This is a genomic window from Sphingobium sp. CFD-2, assembly GCF_024611135.1.
GTDB classification, from domain to species: Bacteria; Pseudomonadota; Alphaproteobacteria; order Sphingomonadales; family Sphingomonadaceae; genus Sphingobium; species Sphingobium fuliginis.
In genome coordinates this window covers 1,381,697-1,391,933 of the sequence record NZ_CP084405.1, presented here as the reverse complement: position 1 = coordinate 1,391,933, position 10,237 = coordinate 1,381,697, and the positions used below count along the sequence as shown (strand labels likewise).

The following is a 10,237-nucleotide window of genomic DNA, read 5'->3' as shown; positions in this document are numbered from 1 at the left end:
GAGGGGACTAACCCAAGTCAGGTAGTGTGCGGGATGTTCTGCAAAATCCATTGAGGATTTGAGCGGCCATGGCAGGCTGGTGATGTTCAAAGTCGCCAACCCCAATGGAGCCCCACCATGACCAGGAATGAGAATAGACCATCGATAGCGGCCGTCAAAGATTTGATGGGCGCGAACCGCGACGCCTTGCGGGAGATCGTGCAGGATTTGCTGCAGGAGATGCTGGAAGGTGAGATGACCGATGTCCTTGGCGCCTCGAAGAGCGAACGCATTGACGGCCGTGTTGGCTATCGATCCGGACATTACAATCGGACGCTGATCACGCGGGTGGGCAAGCTGGAGCTGCGGGTGCCGCAGGATCGCGACGGCCGTTTCTCGACCGAGCTGTTTGAGCGCTATCAGCGCTCGGAGCAGGCGCTCGTGGCATCGTTAGCCGAGATGTACGTCCAGGGTGTGTCGACCCGGAAGGTGAAGGCTATCACCGAAGAGCTTTGCGGCCACAGCTTCTCCGCCTCGACCATCTCAGCGATCAACAAGCGACTGGACGAGAGCCTGACAGCCTTTGCCCGACGTCGGCTGGACGAGCCGTTCGCCTACCTCATCATCGATGCCAAATATGAGAAAGTCCGCCAGGCAGGCGTGGTGCGCTCCTGCGCCGTACTCGTCGCACTGGGTGTGGACTGGGAAGGCCGGCGCCAGATTCTGGCTGTAGAGCTCGCCAACCGCGAGAGCCGCTCTTCGTGGAAGGACTTTCTCGTCGGCCTCAAGGAGCGCGGCCTCCACGGTGTCGAATATATCGTTGCCGATGACCATGCGGGTTTACGAGCCGCTGTTCGTGAAGTGTTGCCAGATGCCTGGTTCCAGCGCTGTTACGTGCACTTTTTAAGAAATGCTCTCGACCATCTGCCGCGTAAAGCTGATGACGACTGCCTGCAGGAGCTGCGTTGGATCTACGATCGTCGCGAACTATCAGAGGCCAAAAGCGATCTGGCTGCCTGGCTGAGAAAATGGTCGCCACGATACCCCAAGCTCACCAGCTGGGCGGAAGAAACCATCGAGGAGACGTTCACCTTCTACCGGCTTCCGCGGCAGCATCATAAACATATGAAGAGCACCAATATGCTCGAGCGCTTTAACGAAGAAATCAAACGCAGGACGATCGTCCTGCGTATCTTCCCCAATGAAGACAGCTGTTTGCGCCTCATACGCTCGCTTGCTGTCGAGACCCACGAAAACTGGCTCGAAGCCAACCGCTATCTCAACATGAACGACCTTAAGGAGATGAAGAAAGCCGATCTACGTCAAGCCGCCTAGCCAGCATGCCCGCCGCTATTTGCAGAACTTGACGCACACAACCCCAAGTCAGATGCAGGGTGAAGCACCGAGATGGAAAGAATCATGCTTTGCGGTGAAATCATTGTCGGGGAACATCGCGGAAGGGATCGCGGCGGTGCCGGAAGATCGCCCACATGGGTGAGCAGGCTCTATCGAGGCGCTTTACACCAAAAAAAAGGCCGATCCCGAAGGACCGGCCTGAAAGTTTTAGGAGAGGATGCCTGAAAGGCCCCTCCTATGTGCAGTGCAGCACGTCATTTTGCAAGTGCGAAAAACATGCCCATCGTTGCAATGATTGCAATCCCTTGGCCATATTCGCGCTGCATCGCCGGACTCAGCGCGTCAGCTTCTTGTAGGCAAGCCGCGTCGGACGATCCGCCGCATCGCCCAGACGACGCCGCTTGTCCTCCTCATACATTTCGAAATTGCCCTCGAACCATTCGACATGGCTGTCGCCCTCGAACGCCAGGATATGAGTCGCCAGACGGTCGAGGAAGAAGCGGTCGTGGCTGATGACCACCGCGCAGCCCGCGAAATTCTCGATCGCCTCTTCCAGCGCGGCCAGCGTTTCGACATCAAGGTCGTTGGTCGGTTCGTCAAGCAGCAGCACGTTGCCGCCCTTCTTCAGCATCTTGGCGATGTGCACGCGGTTGCGCTCACCGCCGGACAGCTTGCCGACATTCTTCTGCTGGTCCTGCCCCTTGAAGTTGAAGGCGCCCACATAGGCGCGCGTCGACATGTCGTGGCCGTTGACCTTCACATAATCGAGGCCGTCGGAAACCTCTTCCCACACATTCTTCGACGGGTCGAGATGGTCGCGGCTCTGGTCGACATAGCCGAGGCGGACCGTCGAACCGATGTCGATCTCACCCGAATCAGGCTGCTCCTGCCCGGTGATGATCTTGAAAAGGGTGGACTTGCCCGCGCCGTTCGGCCCGATCACGCCGACGATGCCGCCCGGCGGCAGCATGAAGGAGAGATTCTCGAACAGCAGCTTGTCGCCATAGGCCTTCGAGATATTCTTCGCCTCGATCACCTTGCCGCCCAGACGCTCGGGCACCTGGATGACGATCTGCGCCTTGCCGGGGGTACGGTTCTCCTGGCTGGCGACCAGTTCCTCGAACTTCTTGATGCGCGCCTTGGACTTGGTCTGGCGGCCCTTCGTGCCGGCCCTGATCCATTCCAGCTCGTCGTTGATCGCCTTTTGCCGGCCGGTCGCCTCGCGGTCTTCCTGCTCCAGACGCTTGGACTTCTTCTCCAGATAGGTGGAGTAGTTGCCCTCGTAGGGGAAATATTTCCCGCGATCGAGTTCGAGAATCCAGCCCACCACATTGTCGAGGAAATAGCGGTCGTGGGTGATCATCAGCACCGCGCCCGCATATTCCTTCAGGTGGTTTTCCAGCCATTCGACGCTCTCGGCATCCAGATGGTTGGTCGGTTCGTCGAGCAGCAGGATGTCCGGCTTCTGGATCAGCAGGCGGGTGAGCGCGATGCGGCGCTTCTCACCGCCCGACAGGCTGTCGACCGGCCAGTCCGAAGGCGGGCAGCGCAGCGCTTCCATCGCGATCTCAAGCTGGTTGTCGAGCGTCCAGCCGTCCACGGCGTCGATCTGCTCCTGCAACGTGCCCATTTCCTCCATCAGCGCGTCGAAATCGACGTCCTCCGGCGGATCGGCCATGATCATGCTGATCTCGTTGAAGCGGTCCAGCTTGTCCGCGATCTCCCGCGCGCCGTCCTTGACGTTTTCCAATACCGTCTTGTTCGGGTCCAGTTGCGGTTCCTGCGGCAGGTAGCCGACCGAGATATTCTCGCCCGGCCACGCCTCTCCGCTGAAATCCGTGTCGATGCCGGCCATGATCTTCATCAGGGTCGACTTGCCCGCGCCGTTGGGGCCGACGATGCCGATCTTCGCGCCGCGATAGAATTGCAGGTTGATCTGGTTGAGCACCGGCTTGGCGGCGCCGGGAAAGCTCTTGGTCATGCTCTTCATGACGAAGGCGTATTGGGAGGAGGCGGACATGGCTTGAAGCAGCTCCGAAAGGACAATCGTTGGAAATTGGCGCCGGGTTAGCGGAGGCGGAACGCGTTGGCAAATGGGGGATGTCCCGCTAAGCCCTGATCCATGCAGAAAATCCGATCGGGCACGCTTGCCGCCCTTTTCCTCGGCAGCATATCCACCCCTGTCCTTCCTCTTGCTGCGGCGCCGGCCGGGCTGGAGGCGATTCGCGCGTCGGCCCTGACGGACGAGGTCGCGATGGACTTCACCGAAGGCCTGACCACCGAGGTCGGACCCCGCCCCGCCGGCACCCCGCAGGAAGCGCGGGCCCGCGATTGGGCCGTGGCGAAGCTCAAGGGCCTTGGCTTCTCCAACGTCCGGGCCGAACCCTACACCATGCCCGTATGGCTGCGCGGCCATGACGAGGCCCGCGTGATCGCACCCTTCCCGCAGACCCTGGTTCTCGCCGCCCTCGGCAACAGCGCCGCCACCCCAGACAAGGGGATCGAGGGAGAGGTCGTCTATTTCCCCACGCTGGCCGATCTGGAGGCCGCGCCCGAAGGGAGCCTGAAGGGCAGGATCGCCTTTGTCAGCCATGCCATGCACGCGACGCAGGACGGCAGTTCCTATGGCTATTTCGGCGCGACCCGCCGCCAGGGTCCCAGCATCGCCTCTAAAAAGGGCGCCATAGCCATTCTGATCCGCTCGATCGGCACCGACAATCATCGCCAGCCCCATACAGGCGTCCAGATGTGGGCGGATGGCGTGAAACCCATTCCCGCCGCCGCGCTCAGCGTGCCCGATGCCGAACAGCTTGCCCGGATTGTCTCCCGCGGGCAGCCGGTGCGGCTTCACCTCACGCTCAGTTCGAAGATGCTGAAGGACCAGCCCTCGGGCAATGTCCTGGCCGAAATCCCCGGCAGCGATCCCAAGGCGGGCGTGGTCGTCGCCGCATGCCATCTCGATAGCTGGGACCAGGGCACGGGGGCGATAGACGACGGCGCAGGCTGCGGCATCGTGGCCGCTGCGGCGCTTCAGGCGGCCAAGGCCGGGCCGCTCCGCCGCACCATCCGCGTGCTGATGGCCGGTGCGGAGGAAGTGGGCGGCAATGGCGGCCGCGCCTATTACGACGCCCATGGCAAGGAAGCACATGCCATGGCGATGGAATCGGACTTCGGGGCAGATCGCGTCTGGCGGGTGGATTTCAAGCTGCCGCAGGGCCATGATGCGCTTGCCCGCCGGGTCGTGGCCGGGCTGGCGCCGCTCGGCATCGGGGCCAGCCGATTGCCCGCGGGCGGAGGTTCCGACATCGAACCGCTGGTGAAGGCCGGCGTTCCGGTGATCGATCTCCAGCAGGACGGCACCCGGTATTTCGACATCCACCACACGCCGGACGATACGCTGGACAAGATCGATTCCGCGCAGCTTCGCCAGAATGTCGCCGCCTGGGCAGTTGCACTTTTCGAAATCGCAAATGCGCCGGAATCGCTAGGCGTTAACTGAACTTTTATTGTAGACAACACCCTGTCGCGTGATTCTGTCGCTTCACCGACGCAGAAAAGCATTGATTTGTGCAGCGCACACGTTAATGCGGGTCGCTCGCGTAAGTCACGATTTTGGTGTGACGACGCGGCAAAATGCTATGGGAGCCGTACACAATGAAGAAGATCGCTGTTGTTTTCGCTTCGGCCGGCCTGATGGCCCTCGCCGCTTGCGGTGAGAAGCCGGCCAACGAGACCGCGAACGCTTCGAACGCTGTTGTTGAGAACGTTGTCGAAAACGCCACCAACGCTGCCGACAACGCCGCGAACGCTGCCGACAACGCCGCCAACGCTGCGAACGTCGCCGGCAACGCCGCGAACGCCGAATAATCTTCGCTCCAGCGAGATTTTCGAAAGGGCGGATCGTCTTGGTACGATCCGCCCTTTTTCTATGCGGGCGGGATTGGGGCCAAAAGCGCGATTGACGTGCGGCCTGCTTCGCCGCTAAGGCCCGCGAGCGCCGGGGAGTAGCGCAGTCTGGTAGCGCGCCTGCTTTGGGAGCAGGATGTCGCAGGTTCGAATCCTGTCTCCCCGACCATTACCCTGGATACCGGGCTCTTCCGGCAGGCCGAGCGACGGCCTGTTCAGCGAAACAGCAGCCACAGGATAATGATGATGGGAATGGGCACGCCCAGCAACCACAGCAAAATGCCCTTGCCCATCCTGTCGATCCTCCATCGCCTGCTATTACTTTCGCAGGCTCAACGAGCAGGGAAGCCAGGAGGTTCCGCCGATGCCGCGCCCTTGCCAAAGCGGCCGGGGGCAGCCCGGCAACGGGCCGTGGCGACAGGCGTTGGCAACAGGTGAAGGCCACCGCCGCCGGTCCTTTGATCCGGCAGCGATGGCCCGCAACGGCGGCCCTGGAGCCGCAGGCAAATGTCAGAGCGCGTAGTCGATCTGCGCCCAGAACTTCCTGGTGTCGGCATCGCCGGTGTAGCTGGCGATCCCCTTGCGATCATAATCCGCATATTTGACGAGCGCGCTCAGATGCCTGTTCAGCTTCAGCGTCACCTGCGCATCATATTCGTCGCCATAATGGATCGACAGCCGGTCGCTGCTGAACCGGTGGTAGATGAAGGAAGCGACCAGCGGTCCGGCCTTGCCTACATTCAGCACGCTATAGGCGACGCCGGCATAATAATCCTGAATGCCGGTGCCGGGCGTGGTCAGGAACTTGTCGGCCCAACCGTTGAACTTGTGCAGCGTGGCAAAGGGCGTCTGGAAGGCGAAACCGCCCGCAATGCCGGTCGCGCCCGCATCCGACCCCAGCAATTCATAGCCCGCCGTCAGCTTGAAGGCGGCAATGTCCAGCCCCAGTTCCGCCGTGACGAAATCCGCCGAATAATCGACGGGATTGGTCGCATGGTCGCTCTGCCGCGCATAGCTGGCGAGGTAGCTGAGCTTCACCTTCTTCGCCAGCGGCTGCGCACCGGTGAAGCGCAGGCCATAGGTCTGGCTGCTGTTGCGCCTCGGCGGGGCCACCGCCTCATCCTCGTCCACCAGATAGGCGAAGCCGGTCAAAGTCCCGAGCTTGGTCTTGTAGGAGATGTTGGCGAAGACATCGTCGCCCTTGATGTCCGTCGGCCGGTTGGCCGAACCGAACTTGCCGCCGTCCATGCCCCAGATCGTCCGCGCCGCCATCGCGTAGCTGAGGTCGACCTTCAGGTTCTTGATCCCCATATATTCGATGCGCACGGCATCGAAGGTCTGCTCATTCTGCCGCCAGGCGACGGAGCCGACGAAACGCTGATCGTCCAGGTTGATCCGCTGACGGCCCACGGTCACGACCAGCGGCTTTGTGCGGTACTGGATCTGCACCCGGTTGGCCTCGACTGTCTCCGGATCGGCTACGATGGGATAGAGCGTCTTTCCGTTGACGCCGCTATTATAGTCCTCATCGATCGCCAGCGTGCCTTCGGCTTCGGCCAGGAAGGCCCAGGGACCCTTCGAAACCTCCCCGCCCGCGCGCAGCCGCATCGTCACGGAATGGGCATCGCGGCTGCTGCTGAGCGGCGCCGGGCCCGCCTGATCGACCGTTTCGTACCGCAAGCGGGCCTCCACGATCGGCTTGAAAACGACATCCTGCGCCAGCGCCGGCGCCGCGATCGCGGACAGTCCCATTATTGGGGCCGACGCCGAAAACAGGAAAGAAACCTTCTTCATAAATCCCCCTTCATTTGCTCCCGATGGCCTTTCCGGGCCTGTTCAGGGCATCCTCTCCAAACCGGATTTCAGGCGGCAAGCGTCGCCGGATTGCGGTAGCGCTCGTGCAGGAAGTGGATGACGGCGGAACGCGCTTCGGCATATTGGGCCGTGTCGATAGCCTCCAGCCGGTTCCGGGGACGGGCCAGCGCCACGGCAAGGTCCTCCCCGATCCGCGCCGCCGGGCCGTTGGTCATCATGACGACCCGATCAGCCAGCAGCACCGCCTCGTCGACATCATGGGTGATCATCAGCACGGTGTTGTTCAGCCGCGCCTGCAAATCCATGACCACGTCCTGAAGCGCCGCCCGTGTCAGCGCGTCGAGCGCGCCGAAAGGTTCGTCCATCAGCAGGACGCGTGGGTTCATGGCGATGGCGCGGGCGATGCCGACGCGCTGCTTCATGCCGCCAGACAGTTCGCCGGGCCGCTTGCCCGCGGCATGGGCCATCTGGACCAGTTCCAGATTGTGCATGACCCAGTCCCTGCGTTCGGCCCTGTTCCTGCCGCCCGCCGTCTGGTCGACGGCCAGACGCACATTCTCCTCGACCGTCAGCCAGGGCAGCAGGCTATGGTCCTGAAAGACGACCGCCCGGTCCGGCCCCGGCGCGTCGACCAGTTCGCCGTCGAGGAAAATCGCGCCCCGCGTCGGCTCGACCAGCCCGGCGACCGCATTGAGCAGCGTCGACTTGCCGCAGCCTGAATGGCCGATCAGCGCCACGAACTGGCCCTTTTCAACCTCCAGATCGATCCCGTCGAGCGCGCAGAAGCGCCCTGCCCTGGTCGGAAATTCGACGGTGACGCCCTCAAGCGCGAGATAGCTGCGCTGTTTCATGAAAATGCCTTCCCCTGTCAGCCTGCGCGGCCGATGATGCGGCCCGCAAAGGCGACGATGCGGTCCAGCGCGAAGCCCACCATGCCGATCCAGATCAGCGCGACGATGGTGTCGGTCAGCAGCGAACTGTTGTAGCTGTCCCAGATGAAGAAGCCGACGCCGGTGCCGCCCTGCACCATCTCGGCCGCGACGATGGCCAGCCAGCTCATGCCGACGCCGATGCGAAGACCGGTGAACATGTGCGGCACGGTGGCGGGCAGCATGATGCGCACGAAATATTCGATCGGATTGAGCGCCAGCACCTTGGCGACGTTGCGATAGGCGGCCGGAATGGTCTGCACCCCTGCCGCCGTGTTCAATATGATCGGCCAGATCGCGGTGATGAAGATCAGGAAGATGGCGGAGGGCTGCGCCTGCTGGAAGATGGCGAGGCTGATCGGCAGCCATGCCAGCGGCGGCACGGTGCGCAGCACCTGGAACAGCGGGTCGAGCGCGCGGAAGGCGAAGACGCTTTGCCCGATCAGGATGCCCAGCGCCACGCCGATCACCGCCGCGATGCTGTAGCCGATCAGCACGCGGCTGAGGCTGGTCAGCACATGGCCGGCAATGCCGACGTCGCCGCCGTCCTGGATGCTGAAATGGGTGAGGCCGATCTCCACGCCCTTGAACGGATGCATGATGACGTCATGGCTTTCCTGCCAGACGGCGAGCGGACTGGGGAAAGTCGCGCTCGGCGATCCGCAGAGCAACTGCCAGAAGGCCAGCAGCCCCGCGATCATCACCATGGTCGGCAGCACGCTGGCCGCCACGGATCGCGCTACGCGGATCAGCGGATGTTCGGGCGCTGCCACCGGCTCGAAACTGCGGCGGGCGATAGCTTCCTCGGGATAGGGCAGGATGACACCCAATTCGGTGCTGGACCCGCCGGTCGAAGCCGACGGCCCACTCATCCTGCCGGGCGATGGCGATGCCATGCTGATCTCCTTCATCAGACGCGCTTGATCGCCAGGCTGGCGAGATAGGCCTTGGGGTTGGCGGGATCGAAGGTCTTGCCGTCGAAGAATTTCTCGACGCCGCGGCTGTCGCTGGCCGGGCCCTTGCCGCCCAGCATCGCGGCGGCCTTGCGCCAGATGTCGGACCGGTTGACCTTCGCGATCACGCCCTTGCTATCCAACGTCATGGGCAGCTTGCCCCAGCGCTGGTTCTCCGTGAGGAACCAGAGATCGTGGCTCTTGTAGGGGAAGGAGGCGTAACCCGCGAAAAACTTCATCCTGAAGGCCGCGTTGGGGAATTTACGTCCGTCGCCCATGGTGAAATTGCCCTGCAGGCGGTCGGCAATGTCGGTGATCGGGCACTTCAGATAATCGCGCCCCGCAATCGTCCCGGCCAGTCGCGCGATATTGCCGGGATTGTCCGCCCATCGCTGCGCCTCGATGATCGCCGCCGTGATCGCCAGCGCCGCCCTGGGATACTTCGCCACCCAGTCGGACCGCATGGCGAAGCTCTTTTCGGGGTGGTTCATCCACATCTGGCCGGTCGAAACGGCGGTGTAGCCCAGTTGCTGCGCGACGAGCTGGTCGTTCCACGGCTCGCCCACGCAGAAGGCGTCCATCGTGTCGGCCTTCATGTTCGCCACCATCTGCGGCGGCGGCACGGTGATCAGTTCGACATCCTTGTCCGGATCGATCCCGCCGGCCGCCAGCCAATATCGCAGCCACATGTCATGCGTGCCGCCGGGGAAAGTCATCGCCATGGAGATCTTCTTGCCGGCCGCCTTGCGCTGGGCGATCACGCCTTTCATCTTTCCGGCGTTGAGGTCCGCCCTCGCCCCCAGATATTCCTTGGATACGGAGATCGCCTGGCCGTTGACATTGAGGCGGGCGAGGATGCTCATCGGCGTCGCCTTGCCGATCGCGCCCAGCGTCAGCAGATAGGGCATGGGCGTCAGGATATGCGCCCCGTCGATGCCGCCGCCCGCGCTTCCCAGCACCAGATTGTCGCGGGTCGCGCCCCAGCTCGCCTGCTTCGCCACCTGCACGTCGGGCATGCCATATTTGGCGAAGAAGCCGAGTTCCCTGGCGATGATCAGCGGCGCCGCATCGGTCAGCGCGATGAAGCCCAGCTTGGCGCCCGTGACTTCCGGTCCTGCCCCGGCCGCGAACGCCCCCGATGGAAATGCCTGCTGCACCGCAGCGAGCAGCGCCGCCGTGCCGCTCCTCTTCAGCAGCCCGCGCCGGCTGACGCCATGCTGATTATCCCCCTCTGCCATTCCCTGATGTCCTTTCCTTGTTGCCCGTGACTGCCGGAAGCAGCGCGCAACCAGCCATCGC

General features: G+C 62.8%; 8 protein-coding genes and 1 tRNA gene. 4 read left to right on the top strand and 5 right to left on the bottom strand.

Annotation, left to right across the window (positions count from 1 at the left end):
- The first annotated feature begins 117 nt into the window (after nt 1-117).
- On the top strand, nt 118-1,314 hold the full coding sequence (locus tag LDB29_RS06745) for an IS256 family transposase (protein WP_037449607.1): 1,197 nt from the start codon (nt 118-120) through the stop codon (nt 1,312-1,314).
- Nucleotides 1,315-1,669: 355 nt separating this feature from the next.
- Here LDB29_RS06745 and ettA read toward each other — a convergent pair whose 3' ends face one another.
- Nucleotides 1,670-3,355: an energy-dependent translational throttle protein EttA gene (gene ettA / locus LDB29_RS06740; protein ID WP_025551543.1), complete on the bottom strand. Its 1,686-nt coding sequence runs from the start codon at nt 3,353-3,355 to the stop codon at nt 1,670-1,672.
- A gap of 102 nt (nt 3,356-3,457) precedes the next feature.
- Between ettA and LDB29_RS06735 the strand changes: the two genes are divergently transcribed.
- The 3 genes from LDB29_RS06735 (at nt 3,458) to LDB29_RS06725 (ending at nt 5,410) form a co-directional block, all read left to right on the top strand.
- Complete coding sequence (locus LDB29_RS06735; protein ID WP_099185783.1) at nt 3,458-4,834, top strand: M28 family peptidase; 1,377 nt, start codon at nt 3,458-3,460, stop codon at nt 4,832-4,834.
- Nucleotides 4,835-4,989: 155 nt separating this feature from the next.
- On the top strand, nt 4,990-5,202 hold the full coding sequence (locus tag LDB29_RS06730) for a hypothetical protein (RefSeq protein ID WP_007689093.1): 213 nt from the start codon (nt 4,990-4,992) through the stop codon (nt 5,200-5,202).
- A gap of 131 nt (nt 5,203-5,333) precedes the next feature.
- Nucleotides 5,334-5,410: transfer RNA gene (locus LDB29_RS06725), tRNA-Pro, on the top strand.
- 341 nt (nt 5,411-5,751) lie between these two features.
- Here the strand turns inward: LDB29_RS06725 and LDB29_RS06720 are convergent.
- The 4 genes from LDB29_RS06720 to LDB29_RS06705 form a co-directional block, all read right to left on the bottom strand.
- Nucleotides 5,752-7,035: an alginate export family protein gene (locus tag LDB29_RS06720; RefSeq protein WP_306812540.1), complete on the bottom strand. Its 1,284-nt coding sequence runs from the start codon at nt 7,033-7,035 to the stop codon at nt 5,752-5,754.
- A 68-nt stretch (nt 7,036-7,103) separates the two neighbouring features.
- Nucleotides 7,104-7,907, bottom strand: coding sequence for an ABC transporter ATP-binding protein (locus tag LDB29_RS06715; RefSeq protein WP_025551545.1), 804 nt, complete (start codon nt 7,905-7,907; stop codon nt 7,104-7,106).
- Between the two features lie 17 nt (nt 7,908-7,924).
- Nucleotides 7,925-8,881, bottom strand: a complete 957-nt coding sequence (gene ntrB, locus LDB29_RS06710; RefSeq protein WP_244968669.1) for a nitrate ABC transporter permease — start codon at nt 8,879-8,881, stop codon at nt 7,925-7,927.
- Between the two features lie 14 nt (nt 8,882-8,895).
- Entirely contained in the window at nt 8,896-10,176 is a 1,281-nt protein-coding gene (locus LDB29_RS06705) for a CmpA/NrtA family ABC transporter substrate-binding protein (RefSeq protein ID WP_099185786.1), read from the bottom strand.
- Nucleotides 10,177-10,237: the final 61 nt, after the last annotated feature.

Bases quoted from the DNA above. Each gene is read 5' to 3' on its own strand.
- LDB29_RS06745 (WP_037449607.1), top strand. From the start codon at position 118: ATGACCAGGAATGAGAATAGACCATCGATAGCGGCCGTCAAAGATTTG.
- ettA (WP_025551543.1), bottom strand. From the start codon at position 3,355: ATGTCCGCCTCCTCCCAATACGCCTTCGTCATGAAGAGCATGACCAAG.
- LDB29_RS06735 (WP_099185783.1), top strand. From the start codon at position 3,458: ATGCAGAAAATCCGATCGGGCACGCTTGCCGCCCTTTTCCTCGGCAGC.
- LDB29_RS06730 (WP_007689093.1), top strand. From the start codon at position 4,990: ATGAAGAAGATCGCTGTTGTTTTCGCTTCGGCCGGCCTGATGGCCCTC.
- LDB29_RS06720 (WP_306812540.1), bottom strand. From the start codon at position 7,035: ATGAAGAAGGTTTCTTTCCTGTTTTCGGCGTCGGCCCCAATAATGGGA.
- LDB29_RS06715 (WP_025551545.1), bottom strand. From the start codon at position 7,907: ATGAAACAGCGCAGCTATCTCGCGCTTGAGGGCGTCACCGTCGAATTT.
- ntrB (WP_244968669.1), bottom strand. From the start codon at position 8,881: ATGGCATCGCCATCGCCCGGCAGGATGAGTGGGCCGTCGGCTTCGACC.
- LDB29_RS06705 (WP_099185786.1), bottom strand. From the start codon at position 10,176: ATGGCAGAGGGGGATAATCAGCATGGCGTCAGCCGGCGCGGGCTGCTG.